This window comes from Streptomyces sp. NPDC042002, assembly GCF_055588305.1.
The window spans coordinates 195,134-216,043 of sequence record NZ_JBVJCT010000004.1; the positions used below are offsets into that span (position 1 = coordinate 195,134).

The window sequence follows — 20,910 nt, forward strand, 5'->3', positions numbered from 1 at the left end:
TCCGGTGCGACCGTGTCTCAGCCCCGGCGGTCCGCGTACTCGTACACCGACCCGTCCGGATGCACGGCGATGAGGTTGCGGCCCCCGGGTGTCTCCAAGGGGCCCGCGACGACACGGGCACCGAGGCCGGTGAGGACCCGGCCGGTCTCCTCGACGTCCTTGACGGCGATGGTCGCCGCGACCTTGCGCAGTACGTCGAGTTCGGACTCGGGCCCGCTCATCAGCAGAAAGCAGCCGATCGCGGCGACCGACACACCGCCGCGCTCGAAGCGGAGCGCTCTGCCGCCCGCGAGCCGTTCGTAGAAGGGGATCGCGGCCTCCAGGTCGTCGACGCAGACGCGCAGCGTGGCTCCCAGAATCTCCATGAGGACGAGCCTAGTTGGGGGTGGCCGGAGCGGGAGGCCCTTTCGGCCGAACGCCGCCGGTGCTGGTTCCGGCGCTCGTTCCCGGGGCCTATCCGTTCGCTGCTTCCGTTCGTTACTCGTCCGGTCGGCCGGGTACCCGAACACCATGAAGCGCATCGAGCACCTGGAACATCTGGAGCATCTGGACAAGGAACTCGTCGACGAACTCACCATGGTGGCCCGCGAGACCATCCGGGACGAACTGCGTGAGCAGACGCGCAAACAGCGCCGGACGGCCGCCCTGTACGCCGCTTCGGGAGGCGCCGCGCTGTACGCGGGCGCCGCTCTCGTCCTCGCCCTCGGTCTGGCGCTCGCGTCGGTGCTGCCCGGCTGGGCCGCCGCGCTGATCGCCGCCGGGGTGCTCGGAACCGTCGCCCACGTGCTGCGGCGCATGGCCCGGCCGTCCGTGCCCCGGCCGACGACCGCACACGCGCACGAGCTCGCCCCGCCCGGCCGGGTCATCGGCGGCGGCCCGCCCGCCTCCCCGCCCGGCGGCATGGGCCTGCTGTATCCGCCGATCCAGTCCGGGACGCCCGATGTCCCTGGCACGGGCGCCGGCATGGGCTCGGGTGCCGGCTCGGGTCTCTCGGACGACCCCGAGGTGTGGCTCCGCCGAGCGCGATGACCCGGACCCCCGAAGGCTTGCGAAAAGTCTGAGGTGCCCACGTTTGGGCACCTCGCCCGGGGGGACGCGGAAAGCCCCGTACGACGAGCGATTCCGCCAGAGGAGCACCGTGAGTCGACCCCGCATTCTGATCGTCGGTGCCGGCTTCGCCGGCTACCGGACGGCCCGCGTCCTGTCGCGGCTGGTCCGGCACGAGGCCGACATCACTCTGCTGAACCCGACCGACTACTTCCTGTACCTCCCGCTGCTGCCCCAGGTCGCCGCCGGTGTCCTGGAGCCGCGCCGCGTCACCGTCTCGCTCTCCGGCACGCTGCCCCACGTACGCCTCGTGCTCGGAGAGGCACAGTCCGACGGGATCGACCTCGACGCGCACACCGTGCGCTACAGCGGCCCGGAGGGCGACAGCGGCACACTGACGTACGACCGTCTCGTCGTCGCCGTCGGCGGCGTGAACAAACTGCTTCCCGTACCCGGTGTCGCCGAGCACGCGCACGGCTTCCGAGGGCTGCCCGAAGCGCTGTACCTACGGGACCACGTGACCCGGCAGATCGAGCTCGGCGCCGCCTCGGACGACCCCAAGATCCGCGCCGCGCGCCGCACCTTCGTGGTCGTCGGCGCCGGATACACCGGGACCGAAGTCGCCGCCCAGGGAAAGCTGTTCACCGACGCGCTGGCGCGCAAGCAGTCACTGCGTGAAGGAACCCGACCGCGCTGGCTGCTGCTCGACGTCGCCCCGCGCGTGCTGCCCGAACTGGACGAGAGGCTCTCGCGCACCGCCGCTCGTGTGCTGCGCCGGCGTGGCGTCGACGTGCGCGCCAAGACTTCGGTCGAGGAGGCCACCCCCGACGGAGTCCGGCTCAGCGACGGGGAGTTCGTCGACACCCGGACGCTCGTGTGGTGTGTCGGAGTACGGCCCGATCCGCTGGTCGAGGGACTCGGGCGGCCCCTCGAGAGGGGGCGGCTCCTCGTCGATCCCCATCTCCAAGTACCGAGCCATCCTGAGGTGTTCGCCTGCGGGGACGCGGCGGCGGTGCCCGACCTGGAGCGGCCCGGTCAGTACACGCCGATGACGGCCCAGCACGCCTGGCGGCAGGGGAGGATCGCCGGCCGCAACGTCGCCGCCTCGCTCGGAATCGGCGAGCGCCGCGCCTACCGCCACCGTGACCTGGGTTTCACCGTCGACCTCGGAGGAGTCAAGGCCGCGGCCAATCCGCTGGGCATCCCCCTGTCGGGGCTGCCGGCCGCAGCCGTCACCCGCGGCTACCACCTCGCCGCCATGCCCGCCAACCGGGTCCGGGTCGCGGCCGACTGGCTCCTGGACGCCGTACTGCCGCGCCAGGCCGTGCAGTTGGGCCTGGTCCGCTCGTGGTCGGTGCCACTCGACACCGCCTCGCCCGAGCTGGCGCGGGTGCCGGGAGCACCCGCGGCAGGGGAAGCGCATGAAGCCCCCGAAGCCCCCGAAGTCCTTGAAACTCCCGAAGCGTCTGCGGCGCCCGCGGTGCCTGCGGCACGTGTGGCAACGGACGCACCGGATGTACCGCACACGCCGGGTGCATCGGATGCACCCGACGCGCCGGGCGCGGACGACGCACTCCCGAGCCGTTCAGGGACCGCGAGCCGCTCGGAAGAAGAATCATGAATACGCGCCAACTCATCGATCTGGCGCAGCAATTGGGCGTAGACAGTGTTCGAGCCGCCGATGCCGCGGGCTCCGGGCATCCGACGTCGTCGATGTCCGCCGCCGATCTGATGGCGGTCCCGCCGGCCAACCATCCGCGCCACGGCTTCGAACGCCCTCAGCACCCCGTCAACCTCGTCGGCCCGCACGCGGGCGTCTCCATCGGCCGGGACGGGCCCTCCCGGATGGGTCTGGAGGACCTGGTGATGTTCCGGGCCGTGTACGGCTCGACCGTGTCGTACCCGTGCGACGCCAACCGGACCGCGAAGCTCGTCGCCGCGGGCGTCACCGTTCACGAGACCCTGGCCGCCGCGGAGGCACTCGACCGCGCGGGCGTCCAGGTCCGCGTGATCCACCTCCATTCGGTGAAGCCCGTGGACCGGGCGACCCTGCGCGAGGCCGCCGAGGAGACCGGCCGCCTCGTCACCGTCGAGGACCACCGGGAGGAGGGCGGTATCGGGGACGCGGTGCTCGACGCCTTCACCGACGGCCGTCCCGTGCCCCGCCTGGTGCGCCTCGCCGTCCGTGGGATGCCGGGCTCCGCGAGCCCGGCCGGGCAGCTGCACGCCGCGGGCATCGACGCCGAGTCGATCGCGGCGGCGGCCCGGCTGCTGGTGGAGACGGCCGTGGTGCGCTGACCGGAGACCGGAGGGCACCATGGTCGGTACGCCGATCGTGCGGGCCGGCGTTCCCGCCCGGCGGACGGGGCGAGCCCGGCCTTCGGGCTCAGCCGGCCGGTTGCTCAGCCGACCGGCTCACGGAGCCGGGGCGAGTGGAACCGCGGGAGGAGATCCATGAGCGTTCTGCGCTATGTCTACGCGATCTGCCGCCCCTTCGAGGCGGCGCTGTCGGCCGAGCTGACCGGGGTCGCGGGCGTCCCGCCCAAGCTGCTGCGGCACGGCGACCTGATCGCGGTGGTCGGACCGGTTCCGGAGCCGGAATTCGCCGCCGAACCGCTGCGCCGACGACTGGAGGACGTCCAGTGGCTGGAGGCGACGGCTCGCGCCCATCAGGCTGTCATCGACGCGCTCACCGCCGTCACCAGCCCGCTGCCGCTCCGGCTCGCCACCGTGCTCCGGGACGACAGCGGCGTACGCGTGATGATGGAGGAACGCGAGGAGGACTTCCTGCGGACCCTCGACCGGCTCGACGGGCGGGTGGAATGGGACGTGAAGGTGCACGTTCCCGTGACTTCCGCGCGTTCCGGGGAAACCCTGGAACGCGCGGATGAATTCACGCGCCGATTGCACGGCACCCTTTCCCGGTGTTCCGACGAAACGCGGCTGCGTACCCCGCGCGGTCCGGTGCCTTCCGAGGGGGCGGATACCGAGGTGTTCGACGCCGCCTATCTCGTGCCGCGCGCGGAGTCGGAGGAATTCGTGGAGCGGGTGAACGGAAGTACGCGCGCGGAGCCCGGGGTACGGGTGGAGCTGACGGGGCCGTGGGCGGCGTACTCCTTCACGGGTTCCACGGGACTCACCGGGTTCACGGGCCTCACGGGCTTTACGAGGGGTGCGACGTGACCGTGTCCCTCACCCGGTGAGCGGCACGAAGCGCGGCCCGAGGTCCAGAACCGTCCTGGACCTCGGGCCGCCAACGGCCTCTCCTCCCGAAAGAGGAAGGCCTACCACCTGTACCAGCGACCCCTGCCTCCAGAAGCACTCGTGCCGCGCATCAGGAATCCGAGCAGCCAGAGGACGATGACCACCAGCGCTATCCACCACAGAATCTTCAGCGCGAATCCCGCGCCGAAGAGAACCAGGGCGAGCAACAGGACCAGCAGGATGGGAACCATAGTTTTTGACCTCCTGCGTTCCGTGTTGCCCGATATCGCGGGATCAGACTTCCTTTCGGCAGAGAATTTCTCCGTGCAGTACGGAGAACCAGCCGTCCTCCTGCCGCCCCCACTGCCGCCACGCGTCCGACACCGCCCGCAGCTGCTCCGGGGTCGCGTGACCCCCTTCCGTCGCGCGCTCCGCGTACGCCGAGGCCAGCGTGCGGTCCGCCCACAGACCGCTCCACCACTCCCGCTCGTCCTCGGTGGCGAAGGTCCAGGTGCTCGACGTGGCGGTGATGTCCCGGATCCCGGCTGCCAGTGCCCATGACTTGAGACGCCGGCCCGCGTCGGGCTCACCTCCGTTGGCGCGGGCGACCCGCAGGTACAGGTCCAGCCAGTCGTCCATGCCCCGCGCGGACGGGTACCAGGTCATGGACGAGTAGTCCGCGTCGCGGACGGCGATGAACCCGCCCGGCCTGGTGACCCGGTACATCTCGCGCAGCGCCTGCACCGGATCGCCCACGTGCTGGAGCACCTGGTGGGCGTGGACCACGCAGAACGTGTCGTCCGGGTACTCGAGCGCGTGGACGTCGGCGACCGCGAACTCGACGTTGCGCAGGCCGCGTCCGGCCGCCACCTGGCGTGCCTGGTCCAGGATGCCGGGCGCGTGGTCGACGCCGGTGACCTGCCCGTCCGGTACCCGTTCCGCCAGGTCGGCGGTGATGGTGCCCGGCCCGCAGCCGATGTCGAGGATCCTCATGTGCGGCTTCAGCGAGTCGAGCAGGTACGCCGCCGAGTTGGCGGCGGTGCGCCAGGTGTGCGAGCGCATCACCGACTCGTGGTGGCCGTGGGTGTAGACGGCGGTCTCCCGCGCCTTCGACATGACCGTTCCCCTTCTCGTCGTACGAGGCCTCGCCGGGCGTGTACGCACTCCCCGAGGCGATGCCGTCACCGTACGCGCTCATGTCGAATGATGAGACCCGCATCTTGCCATGTGGACAGCGGGGGTGGGGTGTTGTGCGGACAGGAGGTCGGTGGAGCCGGGGCGCCGGCGTCCGACCGCGCGTGTGGACGGCGTCGGCGCATGCGGGCGTGGACGGCCGTCAGCGCGCGGGAAGGGGGCGGTAGACGGTCAGCGCCCCGGGGCTCTTGCGCAGGGTCACCTCGCCGCTCACCTCGGTGACTTCACCGTCGTAGGCGAGCAGGGTGCCGGGCGCGACGCCCTCGATGCGCAGCCGGCCCACCCGTACGGCCGCGTGGGCGGGGGAGCGGGTGAGCGGGCCCGCGAAGGCGGCGGCCAGCAGACGCACCGCGGGATGGCTGCCACCGTGCACGATGCGTACGTCGAGGCGGCCGTCCGCGAGGTCGAAGCGGCGGGCGGGTGCCAGGCCCATCCGGTGATAGGTGCCGTTGCCGGCGAACAGCAGCCACAACGGGTGGGTACGGCCGTCCAGTTCGGCCCGCAGCGGGTGATGGTCGGCGCGCAGCACGCGCAGCGCCCCCAGTACGCCCGCGGGCCAGCTGCCGATCACGCTGGACCAGTTCTCCCGCTCACGCACCAGCTCCGGATAGATGCCCAGGCTGCACGTGTTGAGGAAGATGCCCTCCGTGCCGCCGGACGCGAACCGGCCCACGTCCACCTGGATCGCGTCGCCCTCCTGGAGGGCGCGGACCAGGTCGCGTTCGCCCTCCACGCCGAGGTCGTGGGCGAAGTGGTTGAGCGTGCCGCCCGGCAGGACGGCGAGGGGGATGCCGTGGCGCAGGGCGACCTCGGCCGCGGTGTTCACCGTGCCGTCGCCGCCGCACACGCCCAGCACCCGGGCACGGGCCGCCGCCTTCTCCAACTCCTCCCGTATGTCGGAGGGTTCGCACTCCACGATCTCCGCGCGCGGCAGCGCGTCGGCCAGCGCGCCGACCCGCTCCGAGCTGCCCGAGCCCGTGTTGGCCACCATGACCAGGCCCTCGCCCTCGGCCAGCGCGGGAGCGTCGGTGCGCGGCCGGCCGGGCGGGGTCACCTGGTCCCGGGTGGGCACCAGCGCGCGTACGGCGTACGCGGCACCGACGCCCAGGGCCGCGCCGGCCAGGACGTCGCTCGGGAAGTGGACGCCGGTGTAGACGCGGGACAGCGCGACCGCCGCGGCGAGGGGCGCGACGGCCGCGCCCCAGCCGCGGGACTCCAGCGCCACCCCGGTCGCGAAGGCGGCGGCGGAGGCCGCGTGCCCCGACGGGAACGACGTGGTGATCGGCTGCCGCTTCAACCGCCGGACGGCGGGGACCGGGTCCAGGCCGGGGCGGGTGCGGCGCACCGAGCGCTTGCCGATCGTGTTGATGGTGGCGGAGGCGAGGGCGAGCGAGGCGACACCCCGTGCGGCGGCCCGGCGGGCCCGCGGAGTGCGGCTCGCCGCCACGGCGGCGGCCGTCGCGAACCACAGGACACCATGGTTCGCCCCGCGGCTCAGCCGCGGCAGCACGGGGTCGCCGCCCGGCCAGTGCCGCGCGGCGACCGCCTCGAAGATCCGGCAGTCCACGGCCAGGAGGCGGTCCCGAAGGGCGTGCCGGCCCGGCACGAGGGCGGTGAGGTCGACATCTGGGGTCGGTGTCATGCGGGTCCGTCTACCCCGGATCAGGCGGTTCCCGCCCCCGCGCCGGGCCCTCGGCCACATACGCGTTTGCCCCGCACCCCCGCTCCCCGGAGAATGCCTGCCCATGGGACATCTCGAAGCCGCACACCTTGAGTACTACCTTCCCGACGGGAGGGCGCTGCTCGGCGATGTGTCGTTTCGGGTGGGGGAGGGGGCCGTCGTCGCCCTGGTGGGGCCCAACGGCGCCGGGAAGACGACCCTGCTGCGGCTGATCTCCGGGGAGCTCAAACCCCACGGGGGGACCGTCAACGTGGGCGGCGGGCTCGGCGTGATGCGCCAGTTCGTGGGCTCCGTACGCGACGAGACGACCGTGCGGGAGCTGCTCGTCTCCGTGGCCCCGCCCCGGATCCGCGAGGCGGCGAAGGCCGTGGACGCGGCCGAACACGCGATGATGACCGTGGACGACGAGGCGGCGCAGCTGCGCTACGCGCAGGCGCTGTCCGACTGGGCCGAGGTCCGCGGCTACGAGTCCGAGACCCTCTGGGACATCTGCACGACGGCCGCCCTCGGCGTCCCCTACGAGAAGGCGCAGTGGCGGCTGGTCCGGACCCTGTCAGGGGGCGAGCAGAAGCGGCTGGTCCTTGAGGCGCTGCTGCGCGGCACCGACGAGGTGCTGCTCCTCGACGAACCGGACAACTATCTCGACGTGCCCGGCAAGCGCTGGCTGGAGGAGCGGCTCAAGGAGACCCGCAAGACCGTGCTGTTCGTCTCCCACGACCGTGAACTCCTCTCCCGCGCCGCCCAGAAGATCATCAGCGTCGAGCCCAGCCCGGCCGGCGCGGACGCCTGGGTGCACGGCGCCGGTTTCGCCACGTATCACGAGGCCAGGAAGGAGCGGTTCGCGCGCTTCGAGGAACTGCGCAGGCGCTGGGACGAGAAGCACGCGCAGCTCAAGAAGCTGGTGCTGAATCTCCGTCAGGCGGCCTCCATCAGCCATGAGTTGGCGTCCCGCTACGCGGCGGCGCAGACCCGGCTGCGGAAGTTCGAGGAGGCCGGACCGCCTCCGGAGCCGCCGCGCGAGCAGGACATCAGGATGCGGCTGCACGGCGGGCGCACCGGAGTACGGGCCGTGACCTGCAAGGGACTTGAGCTCACCGGCCTGATGAAGCCCTTCGACCTGGAGATCTACTACGGCGAGCGCGTCGCCGTCCTCGGCTCCAACGGCTCGGGGAAGTCGCACTTCCTGCGGCTGCTCGCGGGCGGCGACGTCGCGCACACCGGCGAGTGGAAGCTCGGCGCCCGCGTGGTGGCCGGCCACTTCGCGCAGACCCACGCCCACCCGGAACTGGAAGGCCGCACGCTCCTCGACATCCTGTGGTCCGAGCACTCGCAGGACCGCGGAGCCGCGATGTCCCGGCTGCGCCGCTACGAGCTGACCGCGCAGGCAGAGCAGCGCTTCGAGAAGCTGTCGGGCGGCCAGCAGGCGCGATTCCAGATCCTGCTCCTGGAACTGGAGGGCTCGACGGCCCTGCTCCTGGACGAGCCGACCGACAACCTCGACCTGGAGTCCGCGGAGGCCCTTCAGGAGGGCCTCGAAGCGTACGAGGGGACGGTCCTGTCGGTCACCCACGACCGCTGGTTCGCCCGCTCCTTCGACCGCTACCTGGTCTTCGGCTCGGACGGCCGCGTACGGGAGACGCAGGAACCGGTGTGGGACGAGCGCCGGGTGGAGCGGGCCCGGTAGACGGCCTGGAACGGCGGGTTCTCGCGGGGCAGCCCCGCCGGGGGGCCGGCAGCCGGGCTCGTCCCGGGGAGGCCCGGCACCCCGGATGTTCGTAGAGTGGGGTGAGTAGGTCTCGGTCCATGGCTCCCTCCCGGACGCCGCTCGGGGCGGTGTCTGCCCGGGGCGGGTGCCCGGACCGCACCGACGGCCACGACGAGCGGGGTAGCACCATGACCGGAGTCGACCCGGACCGGCTGGACGACCAGCAGCTGATGAGAGAGCTGGAGGCCATCCACCGCACCCGCCACGACACGCTGCTGCACGGTTCGAACGACGCGCTGCACACCCACAACGTGCGCATGGCCCAGCTGGAGGGCGAGTATCTGCGCCGCCACCCGCGCCGGCCCGTCTCGGCGGGCCGTACCCGGGACGGCGCCCGGGAGCGCGGACCCGCGGGGGTGCCGCCGGCATGACCGACCCGGACCCGGTCCTGACCCGGCAGGCGGAGGCCCTGGAGCTCTTCGGCCGCCGTATCCACGCGATCCGCGCGGACCAGTGGGACGACCCCACGCCGTGCACCGCCTGGAGCGTGCGCGACCTCGTCGGCCACCTCGTCTCCGAGCAGGCGTGGGTGCCCGCACTGGTCCGGGACGGCGCCACCGTCGACTCCGTCGGCGACAGCCTGGAGCGCGACCTGCTCGGCCCCGACCCGGTCGCCGCCTGGGACACCGTGGCCGACACCTCCCGCGCCGTGTTCGCCGAGCCCGGCGCGCTCGACCGCACGGTCCATCTCTCGTTCGGGGACATGCAGGCGGCCGACTACTGCGCCCAACTGGTCACCGACCTGACGGTCCACACCTGGGACCTGTCCCGCGTCATCGGCGCCGACGAACAACTTCCCGAGGAACTGCTCTCCTTCGCGGTCAGGGAGGTCACCCCGCACGCGGCGGAACTGGAGAGGAGCGGACTCTTCGCGGGCCCGGAGGAACCACCGCCCGGCGCCGACGTCCAGACGAAACTGCTCTGCCTGGTCGGGCGCCGCCCCTGACCACGCGTGCCGTCCGGATCGGCGCGGGACGGGTGGGGCGCGCTCGGACGCGGGGTACGCGCCGACGCCCGCGCACCCACTGTGCGTACGCGGTCATCATCGGTGACCGCCACGTGGTGAGGTCACGGTCGTCCCCGGCCCCGAGAGGACGCGCGGTCCGGCGCGGGAGACAATAGGAAGGTGTTTGTCCCGCATGGCGCGGGGCAGACGCTGTTGCAGTGCTTCGGACAGGAGGCACGTCCGTGGGAGCGGCTATCCGCGCCATGGGTGTACCCGTCCGGCGTACGGGTGCGTTCCCACGATGACTGTCCATCACACGGCACCATCAAGGGAGTTGCGACGCACCATGCGAACTCAAGCGAGCGCGACGCACCATCCGCACGACGACGCCCCCGACACCACCGAGGCATTCCGCAGGCTCGCCGAGCTCCCCCCGGGGCAGCGGCGCGACACGCTCCGCGCGGAGATCGTCGAGTCCTGGCTGCCGATGGCCGATCGGCTCGCGGGACGCTTCCGCAGCCGCGGCGAGAACTACGAGGACCTGCGCCAGGTCGCGGCGCTCGGTCTGGTCAAGGCCGTCGACCGCTACGACCCCGAGCTCGGCAACGCCTTCGAGAGCTACGCGGTGCCGACGATCACCGGCGAGATCAAACGCCATTTCCGCGACCACATGTGGACCCTGCACGTGCCGCGCCGGGTCCAGGACCTGCGCAACCGGGTCAGGTTCGCCAGCCAGGACCTGTCCCAGACCATCTCGGGCCGCCGGCCCACCGTCGCCGAGATCGCCGAGCACGCCCACATGAGCGAGGAGGACGTCCTGGCGGGCCTTGAGGCCCTGGAGAGCTTCACCGCGCTCTCCCTGGACGCCGAACTGCCGGGCAGCGAGGACGGCTACTCCCTCAGCGACGCCCTCGGTTCGGCCGACCCGGCCCTCGACACCGTCATCGACCGCGAGGCCGTCAAGCCCCGGCTCCAGGCCCTGCCCGAGCGGGAACGCGCCATCCTCTACATGAGGTTCTTCAGCGACATGACCCAGAGCCGGATCGCCGACGAACTGGGCATCTCCCAGATGCACGTCTCCCGCCTCATCAGCCGCTGCTGTACCCAGCTGCGCGACCAGATCATGCGCGACGCGGCCTAGCCGCGACGCCGTCGCCGGCAGGGGGCCCGGCGGACGTCCGCCGGAGGCCCAGGGACCGTCAGGTTCAGTCCGACCATCCCAGCCTCAGGGCGATGTGACGGGACATCAGGTCCATCGCCTGCGCCTCGGCCATCGAGAACGCGAGCCGGCCGCCGGTCCGGAACAGCGTCAACACCCCACGTACGGAACCGGATGCGCCGGGCAGCGGCACACACAGCAGGGACGTCACGTCGGCGCGGACGAGGACCGGGGCGCCCGAGGCGTCGAGGCCGAAGGCGTCCGGATCCTCGGGGCGCACCTGCAGAGCCGTGGACCCGCCGCGTACCGCCTCGGCGACGAGGGGGCACGCGGCGGGATCCTGCGCGGCCACGGCCGCCGCCTCCTCGTCGTACCCGGACGGGCCGAGGACCGCCGTACGGGACAGCCGTCCGTCCCCGGTGTCGGCCACCACCCAGTCCGCGAACCGCCCGTGCAGCACTCCGGCCGCCCGGTCGAGCACCGCCGAACGGTCGCCGTCCGGACCGCCGAGCAGCGCCGTGGTCATGGCGTCCAGCAGGTCCATCAGCGCCGCGTGCCGGGTGGTCGCGGACAGGCTCGGCACCGTCCGCTCCGGCGCACCTCGCCCCGAGGTGCCCGGGAAGGGCGACGGGTTCGCCTCGTCCACCGGCTGGAGCACCACGAGTACGGCGGTCCGCGGCTCCCCGCTGGGCCGCAGCGCGGCCAGCGTCACCCGCACGGGCACCGACGGCTCCCGCTGGAGACGCACGGTGAGCCCGCGGTCGCCCTCGCCGCGGGCCACCGCCGCCGCCTGCGAGCGGAACGCGGCCCGGTCGGCGTGCGCGAGGAACCCGGTCAGCGGCCGGCCGGTGGCGTAACCGGCCCGGACACCGGTGAACGAGGCCGCCGCGAAATTCATCCGGCGCACCACGCTCTCGCGGTCCACCAGCACGACCGGCACCGGCACCCGCTGGAACAGCGCCTTCAGGAGCTGCTGCTCCTGGCGGTCCACGGAGCCGATCCCGGCGGGACCGGCCGCGGACAGCCGCTGGAACTCCGGCCACAACTGCTCCGCCACATGGTCGAGTTCGAAGATCGCCGCGTCGAGCACCGTCGGCAGTTCCTGGGCGGGCACGGACCGTGCCGCCTTCAACTCCGAGACGCGGCGCACGAAATCCGCGAGTTCTTCACCGAATTCGTCCGTCTGCGCCATGCGATCAACGTAACGCGGCCGAGCCGTGCCGTGGGGAGCGGGGCTGGAACCCGCGGGACTTGTCCGGCGCAGGTGGGGGCACTCCGTTCCGGCCTGGGTGAGAGTGCTCGTTTTCGCCGCGGTCGAGCGGGAAGGCGGGGGGAGAGGAGGAGTGAGCCATGCCCGAAACTGATCAACTGGGCGGTCCGGGGCCGGAATCACCCGAGTCGGCCCTTCCCGGGAGGAGGCTCTCGGAACTCGCCGAGCAGGCCACGCGCTGCGTCACGGACTGCTGCGGTGCCAGCAGCCTGGTGTCCGGGGGAGGCACGGAACGGCCCGCCGCGGTGACCCACCCCGACCTCGCCGGACTCGTCTCGGTACAGCTGCGCTCCGGCGACGGGCCGATCCCGGCCGCTCTGGAACGCGGCGAACCCGTCGACTCGGCGGACCTGCTGGTCGAGGAGCGCTGGCCCGGCTACCGGGCCGTGGCCCTCGACGCGGGGGTGCGCTCCAGCGTGACCATCCCCTTTCGCCGTTCCGGGCTGACCGTCACCCTCAGCCTCTACAGCTTCCGGCCCGGCGCCCTCGAAGGCGCCAGGCACGGAGCCGCCCGCACGCTCGGCGACCACACCGCGACCTGCCTGGTCCGCGACCGCTCGTACCGCGCGGCGCTCACCGAACTCGACCAACTGGGGGCCGCGCTGCGCTCCCGGCCCGTCGTCGACCAGGCCTGCGGCATGCTCATGCACGTCCTGGGCTGCGACGCGGACCGGGCCTTCGCCGTCCTGCGCCGGATCTCCCAGGGCACCAACCGCAAACTGTCCGACGTCGCCGCGGCCGTCGTGGACAAGCGGGGACACGGACTGGACCTGAAGAAGGAACTGGTGCCCCGGGCCGGCTGACGGCGGACGGGCGTCGGCCGGTGTGCGGACGGCGGCGGTGGGTGGCGTACGGCTGCGGGGGCGGCTGTCGTACGGCCTGCGGAGGCGAGTGTCGTACGGGTCGCGGTTGGGGTGGGTTCTGTACGGCGGCGTCGGCGTACGCCGGGGGCCGGTCGCCGTAGCACCGCGGTGTCACCCGCTCGGGCCCCTGTTTTCCCGCGAATGGTGCCCGGCCGTTCGCGCCCGGCGGGACGGCGGGCTCTGATGGGCCCGAGGGACACGACGGCCGTGGCCCTCGGACCGCAGCCCCGCCGAAGGAGCCCCGCTCATGCGCCGTACCGCCCGTGTCCTGTACGCCACCGCCCTGGCCGGCGCCGCCCTGGGCGCCGCCGCGTCGGGCGCGTCCGCGGATCCGGCCGCGGAGGTCAGCCCGGGCTCCGTCGAACCCGGCGGCACCCTCACCATCACGGTCACCTGCGACGCGATCGGGGGGACCCCGCCCGACTTCATCGACGCCAGCTCCCGGGGTTTCCAGGAGGGCAAGGTCCAGTTGCACCGGGTCGAGGGCACCGACCCGAGCGCCGTCGGCGCCGCCTCCTACAGCGGCACGGCCCACATTTCGTCCGGCGGGTCCGGCGCGGCTCCCGACACGGCGGCGGACTCCGTCACGCCGGGGTCCGACGCGGGGCGCGGCTCCGACGGGGTGAGCCCCGGCGCGGCGGGCCCCGGCGCGTCAGGCGGCTCCGACGCGAAGAATCCCGGCGCCGCGAGCGCGGACGCGGTGGGCCCGGCCTCCGGGGGTTCGGACACCGTCGCCCCCGACGCCCTGGCACCCGCTCCCGTCGCAGGCGACCCCGCGGTCCCCGACCCGCTGACCCCCGACGCCGTAGGTCCGGAGACGGTCGGTCCGGACACCGTGGGCCCGGATGACGTGGGTCCGGACACGGTGGGCCCCGACACGGTGGGCCCGGACTCGGTGGGTCCCGACACCGCGGCTCCCGACACCTTGGGCCCGGACAAAGCAGGCCCGGACAAGACCGGCCCGGATGCCGGGGGTGCCGACGGGCCGTGGAACGTGGACGGCGTCTGTCCCGCGCCGCCAGGCGGTCAGGGGAGACAGTGGACAGCCTCGTACTCCGTGGGCCGGGGTGCCACGGCGACGCACGGCCCCGACAGCGGGACCGGCTCCGATTCCGGCGCGGGCACGGGCACCGGCGACGGTGGGCGTCCGCCCACCGTCCAGCGTGGCGTACAGGCCGGTGAGGGCGGTGTGTTCACCGACTCCGTGCCGGCTCTGATCGTCGGGAGCGCCCTGATCACCGGGGCCCTGGGCGCGGCCGGGTACAGGCTGCACCGGCTGCGCCGCCGACGGGCGTAGCCGGGAGGCGGCACGGTGCCGGCCGACGGCGCGGCAGGTGACGATGTGACGGGCACATGCGCAAGGCCACGCACAAGAGGACGGGCAGGAGCGTTCCGCAGAGTACGGACGAGGGCAGGGACCAGAGCACGGACGCGAGCGTTCATGGGACGGCATGCCTCTGCGTACTGAGCGGTCCACGGCATGGGCCGGCGATCCGCGTGAAGTGGGCTGTACGAGGGGACGAAGGCACCCGGAACCGTACGGACGGGCAGGCTCCGGAACAGCGAACGGCAGCACCCACGGTGCGGAGGCAGGTATGCGGCGGACGGCCCCGGAAGGCCACGGACCGGTCCGGTACGGGCCACCGCTGCCCGATCAGGGCCTGCCCGTGCTGCCGGAACTCCGCGCCGTGCTGGCCGCCGCCGCGGACCGCTCGGACACCGGCCTCTTCGGCGGCGGCCCCGCGCTCCTCGACGCCGCCCGCGGCTACTGGAACCGGCGCGGACTGCCCGCCGCACCCGACCGGGTGGTGGCCGCCCCCGGAGCCCCCACGCTGCTGCTGGCCCTGACCGGAGCGCTCGGCGGCGACGTCCTCGCGCCCCGCCCGTGCGCCGCGTGGTGGGCGCCGCAGGCACGCCTGCTCGGCAGAACCGTGTTCCACGTCCCGACGCCCGCGGAGTGCGGCGGAGTCCCGGATCCGTACGCCCTCCTGGAGACCGTCCGCAGAGTGCGAGCGGAGGGCGGCGACCCGCGCCTGCTCCTGCTGTCCGTGGCCGACGATCCGACCGCCACCGTCGCACCGCCCGAGGTGGTGCACGAGATCGTGGAGGTCGCGGCGGGCGAGGGACTGCACATCGTCAGCGACGAGACCTGGCGCGACACCCTGCACCGGCCGCACGACACCGTGCTGCTCAGCCCCGCCGAGATGCTCCCCGACGACGTCACCGTGATCACCGACCTCGCGGGCGCCTTCCTGCCGCAGGGCTGGCCCGCCGCCGTCGCCCGCTTCCCCGGCAACGACGCGGGCGCTCTGCTGCGTTCCCGCGTCCTCGACGTGCTCACCGTGCTCGGCGCGCGCGTCGCCGAACCGGTCGCCGCGGCGGCCGCGTACGCGCTCGGCGAGCCCGCCGCGATCACCGAACGGCTCACCGCCGCCGTACGCCTGCACGCGCGGGTGGCCGACGCCGCGCAGCGCGCGGTGGGCGCCGCGGGTGCCGTCGTGCGCCCCCCGCAGGCCGGCCGGCACCTGTACGTCGACCTCGGCCCGCTCCGCTCCGCCCTCGGCGCGCACGGCGTCGGCGACGCGCAGGACCTGGAGGACTACCTCTCCGCCCGGCTCGGCATGCCCGCGCCGGGCGGACACCGCTTCGGCGACGACCTCGCCGCGCTGCGGGTCCGCCTGGGCACCGGGCCGCTGCTCGGCTCCACCGACGAGGAGCGGGAGGAATCCCTCACCTCCCCGTCGCCCCTGGAACTGCCGCATGTGCACAGCGCGTTGACCCTGTTGGGGTCGGCCTTCGACGATCTCCGCGACGACGCTCAGCGATGGGAGTCTCCTCGATGACGCAGCAGTCCGAGTCGGCCACGAGCACGACGACCCAGGACACCGGCGATCCCGCGCCCCCACCCGCCCCGGCATCGGCGCTCGCCCTTCTGCCCATCGGCGCCTACGACCCCCGCTGGTGGCTGAGCGATGTGCACTGCGACCCGGAAGAAGCCGTGCGAGCGGCTGTCGACCTGCGCGCCCGGCGGATGGCACCGATGCACTGGGGCACGTTCGTGCTCTCGGCGGAACCGGTACTGGAGCCCCTGCGGCGAGTGCGGGCCGCCTGGGAACGGGCGGGCCTGGCCCGGGAGAACCTCTGGGATCTGGCAGTGGGAGGCTCCCGGGTACTGGAGCGACCGCGCTTCGGAAGCACGGGATATCCCCCAGACCGTCCGGACGGGGGCGACGGACGGAAGCGTCCACGTCGCCTTGACGGGAAGCGACTGCGCCCCCTCCTGGAGAAGCGGCCGGGTCCCTACGAGGGCGGCGTCCCGCGGAACCTGCGCCACACACTCGGCGCCGCGCCGATCGCCAGGGTCAGTGCCACCGCCGCCACCACGCCCTCCCAGGGCTCAGGGAAGAGCGAGCCGCCGAGGATGCCGATGATCTGGTAGGTGGCCGCCCACGCGAGACAGGCCGGGATGTCCCCGCGGGCGAAGACGCGCAGGGGCATCTTCGCCAGCAGACAGGCCAGCATCACCGGAATGCGGCCCGCCGGCACGAGGCGGGACAGGACGAGGACCGCGATGCCGTGGTCGGCGAGCTTCCGCTGCGCCTGGGCGAGCCGGTCCTCGGGGGCACGCTCCCGGATCGCCTCCAGCCAGCGCGACCCGTTCTTCGAGCCCATGCCGCGCCGGCCGAGCCAGTAGAGCGATATGTCGCCGAGGAACGCGGCGACCGAGGACACCAGGAACACCGTCAACAGCGCGAAGGGCGACGTCGACGTCCGATGGAAGGCCACCACCGCAGCCGAACTGACCAGCGCACCCGTCGGCACCACCGGCACCAGCGCGCCGATCAGCACCAGCAGGAACAGGGACGGATATCCGATCGCCTGCTGAGTGGAATCCGGCGGCACGGCCGGGGCCGCGGCGGACAGGAACACCACCGGTGCGGCGCCCTTGGCCGACTGGAGGAAAGCGGGAACCACCGCGCCCGCGGCGGGCCAGGGGATCACCGAGCGGCCTCCGGACGCACGCTCTCGCCATGCCCCAGCAGGTGCACGGCCACCTGGGGCGCACGTTCGGCGGCCAGGCGCACGAACTCCTCACCCGGCGCATGGAATTCATGGGGGCGCACGGCATCCATCCCGATGGGCCACAACGTGCCGTAGTGCACCGGCACAGCGCTGCGCGGCCCCAACGCGGCGAGCGCCTCGGCGGCCCGCCCCGCGTCGAGATGCCCCTCCCCGAGATACGGACCCCAGCCGCCCACCGGCAGCAGCGCCACGTCGACATCCCCGACCTCTTCGGCCATCGACGCGAACAGCCCCGTGTCCCCGGCGAAGTACGTCCGCGACTCGCCCTCCACCACGTACCCCACGGCGGGGGAGCGGTGCGGTCCGATCGGCAGCCGCCGTCCGTCGTGCCGCGCCAAAACCGTGCGGACGACCAGGTCACCGACCCGGGTGCGATCACCGGGCGCGACCTCGGTGAGCCGCAGATGGTCCAGCCTGCGCAGTCCGGGCACCGAGCGCGGGGCGCCGCGCGGCACGAGCAGCCGGGTACCCGGGGCCAGCCGCGCCAGCGACGGCAGATGCAGATGGTCGGCGTGCAGATGGGAGACGAGTGCCACGTCGGCGACCGCCGCGGGGGGAGGGGGCGGCGCCCCGCGCCTGCGCCGCAGGTGCGCGAGCCGGCGCGCGAAGAGGGGATCGGTGAGCACGCGTGTCCCGGAGTCCTCCAGCGTGCAGGTGGCGTGCCCCCACCAGGTGATCTCCACCGGCACCTCTTTGCCTCCTTCGCACGACTCCCCCCGAGCCTACGGGCAGGAGTAGGGTCTGCGGCGAAACCCGGAGGTGAGGGGGACGCCATGAGAGACGCACGCGCTGCCTCCGGCACGCCCGCCCTCAAGCGCTCGCACGAGTGGATCGGCCCCGCGTCGCGCCCTCCGTCGCTTCGCGTCACGGCCATCGCGAGCCTGACACCGCTGGAGGAACTCGACGCGGACCCCTTCCTCGTCGACTCCCGCAGCCAGCACGCGATGTGCGCCCGCTGGGCCGCCGAACACGGCTACGTCGTCACCCGGGAACTCCTCGTACGCGGTCTGCGCCCCGACCACCGCAGCCTGTGGGCGGACGTCGAGGCCGGCCTCGTGGATCTGTTCGTCGCGCCCAGCCGCCGGGTGCTGGAGCGCGCGCTCGCCTCGGTCGAGGAGTTCACCGCAGAGTGCGTGCGCCGCGGCGTGCGCGTCGAGACCGTGGGCACCGCCGAACCGTCGTACGACGCCCAGATGAAGGCCCGGGTCCACCGCCGCCTGTCGATGCCGACGGCCGGATACGACGGCCGCTGAGCTCTCCCCGGTGGCAGAGCCCTGAGGGAAGTCCTGCGGGGAGCCCTGAGGGAAGCGCGGGGGGACTCCTTGCGGCTTTTGGGGACTTCTGGGGATCTCCGGCCGTTGTGACAGGGTGGGAGCAGGCCGCGTGGACCGGGCGGGCGGGACGTGAGGTGGACTGGGCGTGGACGGAGGACGTTGGCGGCGCGTCGCCGGCGCGGCGGGGCGGAGTATCACGGTGTGGGCCGTGTCCACGGTCACGATGCTCGTCCTCGCCGGTGTGCTGCCCGATTTCCGGCTGCAGTCGGACAGCGGGGACAGCGCGACCCGGATCGCCGTCACCGCGGCGGCCGGCGCGGGCGTCTTCGGCCTCCTGTCGTCGCTGGTGTGGCCGCTGCTCGTGCGGGCCCTGCTGCTCGTGCCCGCCCTGGTGCTCGGCCTGCTCGTGTTCTTCCTGAACGGCTCGCTGCTGCTGATCGCCCTGCGGCTCAACCCCTCCGGGCACGGTGAGGCGGCCCCCGAGACCGCCGTGGTCGTGGCCGCCGTGATGTCCGCCGTCGCCTCGGCCACCGGCGGCGCCCTCGCCGTGCGGGACGACGACGCGTACCGCCGCCGGCTCTACCGGCTCGCCGACCGTCGCCGCCGACGCCTGGCCGGGCGGCCCGGTCCCTCGACGCACGGTGTCGTCTTCCTCCAGCTCGACGGGGTCGGGCACGACGTGCTGCGCGAGGCGATCGGCAAAGGGCTGATGCCGACCGCGGCCCGATGGCTGAGCGGGCCCCGCCCCACCCACCGGCTCACCTCGTGGCGCACCGACTGGTCCAGCCAGACCGGCGCCAGCCAGCTGGGCATCCTGCACGGCACCAACCACGACGTCCCGGCCTTCCGGTGGTACGAGAAGGACACCCAGGAGGTCATGGTCTGCAACCGGCCGACCAGCGCCGCGGAGCTGCAGCGCCGGGCCGTCGCGCGCACCGGTGACGGGGGACTGCTCACCGTCGGCGGCGCGAGCCGCGGCAACCTCTTCAGCGGCGGCGCCGACGAGCTCGCCCTCGTGCTGTCCGTGGCGGCGCGCAGGGGACGGGACAACCGCTCACGGGCGGGCTACTTCGCGTACTTCTCCGACCCGGCCAACGCCGTCCGTACGGCGATGTCGTTCGTCGCCGAAGTCCTCAGAGAGACGGGCCAGTCCACCCGGGCCCGCATCGAGCGGCGACGGCCCCGCGTCGACCGCGGCGGGCTGTACCCGTTCATCCGCGCCTTCGCGACCGTCGTCGAGCGGGACGTCGTGGTCGCCGCGGTGATCGGAGACATGCTCGCCGGGCGCAACGCGGTCTACGCGGACCTGGTGGCGTACGACGAAGTGGCGCACCACTCCGGGCCGCGGAGCCGGGACGCCGGGAAGATCCTGGAGCGGCTCGACCGGTCGCTCGCGCTGATCGAGAAGGTCGCCGAGCACGCCCCGCGGCCGTACCGGATCGTCGTGCTCTCCGACCACGGCCAGAGCCCGGGGGAGACCTTCCTGACCCGCTACGGCCTCAGCCTCGGCAATCTGGTCCGGGCCGGCTGCGGGCTGCCCGTGCCCCGCAAGGCCCGGCGGACCCACAGCGGTGCCGAGGCGCGGACCGCCGTACGAGCCGCGCTGCGCAGGCCGGTCGAGGAGCGAGAGGAGCGCCGCGGACCGGCGGGGCGCCGCTCCGAGCCCCTCGTCCTGGCCTCCGGCAACCTCGGCCTCGTCTCCTTCCCCGACGTTCCGCACCGGATGAGCCGGGAGGAGATCGACCGCCGCCACCCCGCGCTGCTCTCCACGCTCGCCAACCACCCCGGCGTCGGCTTCCTCCTGGTCCGCAGCGAGGAGTACGGCGGCCTCGTGCTCGGCGCGCACGGAGTCGAGGTGCCCGTGGACCACCTCGACGACGAACACCCGGGCCCGCTGGCCGACTTCGGCCCCGGCGCCGCCGACGCCGTGCGGCGCACGCACTCGTTCGCGCACGCCGCGGACATCATGGTCAACTCCTCGTACGACCCCGCCGAGGGCGAAGTCCTCGCCTTCGAGGAGCAGATCGGCTCGCACGGCGGACTCGGCGGCGCCCAGGGGAGACCCTTCCTGCTCTCGCCGGTCGCCCTGTCCACACCGGTCGGCCCGGCCACCGAACTCGCCGGCCCGGCCACCGACTTCGTCGACGCGGACACCGAACTCGTCGGCGCCGAGCGGGTGCACGACGTCCTGCGGCGCTGGCTGCGCGAGTGCGACGGCCCCCAAGTGCCGCTGCCGGCCCGCCCGGACGAGCAGGCCGCCTGAGCGGGACGCTCTCCTGTGCCCCGGTGGCCGAGCGGCGGACTGATGGGGCGGCCGGGCGACGGGATCGCGCCTCGAAAATGGGAGGCGGTGGGTGGACCTCCGTGCCCACACTGTGCGTATCGGACACCGCGCCTCTGCGCGCCTCTCTCGAACGCCCCCAA

Annotated in this window: 19 protein-coding genes and 2 pseudogenes; 14 read left to right on the plus strand and 7 right to left on the minus strand. The window is 73.4% G+C overall.

Annotated elements, in window-relative coordinates:
• Positions 1 to 17: 17 nt before the first annotated feature.
• Positions 18 to 365, minus strand: coding sequence for a VOC family protein (locus tag ACZ6KY_RS08555; protein ID WP_469309552.1), 348 nt, complete (start codon positions 363 to 365; stop codon positions 18 to 20).
• Positions 366 to 519: 154 nt separating this feature from the next.
• Here ACZ6KY_RS08555 and ACZ6KY_RS08560 point away from each other — a divergent pair, with 154 nt between their 5' ends.
• The 4 genes and pseudogenes from ACZ6KY_RS08560 (at position 520) to ACZ6KY_RS08575 (ending at position 4,230) form a co-directional block, all read left to right on the plus strand.
• Positions 520 to 1,029, plus strand: a complete 510-nt coding sequence (locus ACZ6KY_RS08560) for a phage holin family protein (RefSeq protein ID WP_469309811.1) — start codon at positions 520 to 522, stop codon at positions 1,027 to 1,029.
• Between the two features lie 109 nt (positions 1,030 to 1,138).
• On the plus strand, positions 1,139 to 2,668 hold the full coding sequence (locus tag ACZ6KY_RS08565; RefSeq protein WP_469309553.1) for an NAD(P)/FAD-dependent oxidoreductase: 1,530 nt from the start codon (positions 1,139 to 1,141) through the stop codon (positions 2,666 to 2,668).
• A 167-nt stretch (positions 2,669 to 2,835) separates the two neighbouring features.
• Positions 2,836 to 3,345, plus strand: a pseudogene (locus ACZ6KY_RS08570) (transketolase C-terminal domain-containing protein); the annotation flags it as partial.
• Between the two features lie 156 nt (positions 3,346 to 3,501).
• Positions 3,502 to 4,230: a GvpL/GvpF family gas vesicle protein gene (locus ACZ6KY_RS08575; protein ID WP_469309554.1), complete on the plus strand. Its 729-nt coding sequence runs from the start codon at positions 3,502 to 3,504 to the stop codon at positions 4,228 to 4,230.
• 101 nt (positions 4,231 to 4,331) lie between these two features.
• On the opposite strand, the gene ACZ6KY_RS08580 is transcribed toward ACZ6KY_RS08575, so the two are convergent.
• From ACZ6KY_RS08580 to ACZ6KY_RS08590, 3 genes are all read right to left on the minus strand, one after another.
• Complete coding sequence (locus ACZ6KY_RS08580; RefSeq protein ID WP_401330973.1) at positions 4,332 to 4,502, minus strand: hydrophobic protein; 171 nt, start codon at positions 4,500 to 4,502, stop codon at positions 4,332 to 4,334.
• A gap of 43 nt (positions 4,503 to 4,545) precedes the next feature.
• Entirely contained in the window at positions 4,546 to 5,367 is an 822-nt protein-coding gene (locus tag ACZ6KY_RS08585) for a class I SAM-dependent methyltransferase (protein WP_469309555.1), read from the minus strand.
• A 220-nt stretch (positions 5,368 to 5,587) separates the two neighbouring features.
• The gene (locus ACZ6KY_RS08590; protein ID WP_469309556.1) at positions 5,588 to 7,087 is read right to left on the minus strand and encodes a phosphatase PAP2 family protein; all 1,500 of its coding nucleotides are present in this window, start codon (positions 7,085 to 7,087) and stop codon (positions 5,588 to 5,590) included.
• 103 nt (positions 7,088 to 7,190) lie between these two features.
• Here ACZ6KY_RS08590 and ACZ6KY_RS08595 point away from each other — a divergent pair, with 103 nt between their 5' ends.
• From ACZ6KY_RS08595 to ACZ6KY_RS08610, 4 genes are all read left to right on the plus strand, one after another.
• Positions 7,191 to 8,810 carry an ABC-F family ATP-binding cassette domain-containing protein gene (locus ACZ6KY_RS08595; RefSeq protein WP_469309557.1) on the plus strand — a complete coding sequence of 540 codons (1,620 nt, stop codon included), beginning with the start codon at positions 7,191 to 7,193 and terminating at the stop codon, positions 8,808 to 8,810.
• 209 nt (positions 8,811 to 9,019) lie between these two features.
• Positions 9,020 to 9,262 (plus strand): DUF6158 family protein, encoded by a 243-nt coding sequence (locus ACZ6KY_RS08600; RefSeq protein ID WP_469309558.1) that lies wholly within the window; start codon positions 9,020 to 9,022, stop codon positions 9,260 to 9,262.
• Entirely contained in the window at positions 9,259 to 9,837 is a 579-nt protein-coding gene (locus ACZ6KY_RS08605; RefSeq protein WP_469309559.1) for a TIGR03086 family metal-binding protein, read from the plus strand. Before ACZ6KY_RS08600 ends, ACZ6KY_RS08605 begins: the two co-directional genes overlap by 4 nt.
• A gap of 346 nt (positions 9,838 to 10,183) precedes the next feature.
• Complete coding sequence (locus ACZ6KY_RS08610; protein ID WP_469309560.1) at positions 10,184 to 10,978, plus strand: RNA polymerase sigma factor SigF; 795 nt, start codon at positions 10,184 to 10,186, stop codon at positions 10,976 to 10,978.
• A gap of 64 nt (positions 10,979 to 11,042) precedes the next feature.
• Here ACZ6KY_RS08610 and ACZ6KY_RS08615 read toward each other — a convergent pair whose 3' ends face one another.
• Complete coding sequence (locus ACZ6KY_RS08615) at positions 11,043 to 12,188, minus strand: PAS domain-containing protein (protein ID WP_469309561.1); 1,146 nt, start codon at positions 12,186 to 12,188, stop codon at positions 11,043 to 11,045.
• Positions 12,189 to 12,346: 158 nt separating this feature from the next.
• Here ACZ6KY_RS08615 and ACZ6KY_RS08620 point away from each other — a divergent pair, with 158 nt between their 5' ends.
• The 4 genes and pseudogenes from ACZ6KY_RS08620 to ACZ6KY_RS08635 form a co-directional block, all read left to right on the plus strand.
• Complete coding sequence (locus ACZ6KY_RS08620) at positions 12,347 to 13,069, plus strand: ANTAR domain-containing response regulator (protein WP_469309562.1); 723 nt, start codon at positions 12,347 to 12,349, stop codon at positions 13,067 to 13,069.
• 307 nt (positions 13,070 to 13,376) lie between these two features.
• Complete coding sequence (locus ACZ6KY_RS08625; protein WP_469309563.1) at positions 13,377 to 14,426, plus strand: hypothetical protein; 1,050 nt, start codon at positions 13,377 to 13,379, stop codon at positions 14,424 to 14,426.
• A 298-nt stretch (positions 14,427 to 14,724) separates the two neighbouring features.
• Positions 14,725 to 15,972 (plus strand): aminotransferase class I/II-fold pyridoxal phosphate-dependent enzyme, encoded by a 1,248-nt coding sequence (locus ACZ6KY_RS08630; RefSeq protein ID WP_469309564.1) that lies wholly within the window; start codon positions 14,725 to 14,727, stop codon positions 15,970 to 15,972.
• A 68-nt stretch (positions 15,973 to 16,040) separates the two neighbouring features.
• Positions 16,041 to 16,307: pseudogene (locus ACZ6KY_RS08635) on the plus strand (MBL fold metallo-hydrolase); the annotation flags it as partial.
• A 122-nt stretch (positions 16,308 to 16,429) separates the two neighbouring features.
• On the opposite strand, the gene ACZ6KY_RS08640 reads toward ACZ6KY_RS08635, so the two are convergent.
• A complete protein-coding gene (locus ACZ6KY_RS08640) occupies positions 16,430 to 17,062 on the minus strand; it encodes a DedA family protein (protein WP_469309812.1) in 633 nt (210 codons plus the stop codon).
• Positions 17,063 to 17,127: 65 nt separating this feature from the next.
• Complete coding sequence (locus ACZ6KY_RS08645) at positions 17,128 to 17,901, minus strand: MBL fold metallo-hydrolase (protein WP_469309565.1); 774 nt, start codon at positions 17,899 to 17,901, stop codon at positions 17,128 to 17,130.
• Between the two features lie 84 nt (positions 17,902 to 17,985).
• Between ACZ6KY_RS08645 and ACZ6KY_RS08650 the strand changes: the two genes are divergently transcribed.
• The gene (locus ACZ6KY_RS08650) at positions 17,986 to 18,465 is read left to right on the plus strand and encodes a recombinase family protein (RefSeq protein ID WP_469309566.1); all 480 of its coding nucleotides are present in this window, start codon (positions 17,986 to 17,988) and stop codon (positions 18,463 to 18,465) included.
• Between the two features lie 166 nt (positions 18,466 to 18,631).
• The gene (locus ACZ6KY_RS08655) at positions 18,632 to 20,749 is read left to right on the plus strand and encodes a phage holin family protein (RefSeq protein ID WP_469309567.1); all 2,118 of its coding nucleotides are present in this window, start codon (positions 18,632 to 18,634) and stop codon (positions 20,747 to 20,749) included.
• Positions 20,750 to 20,910: the final 161 nt, after the last annotated feature.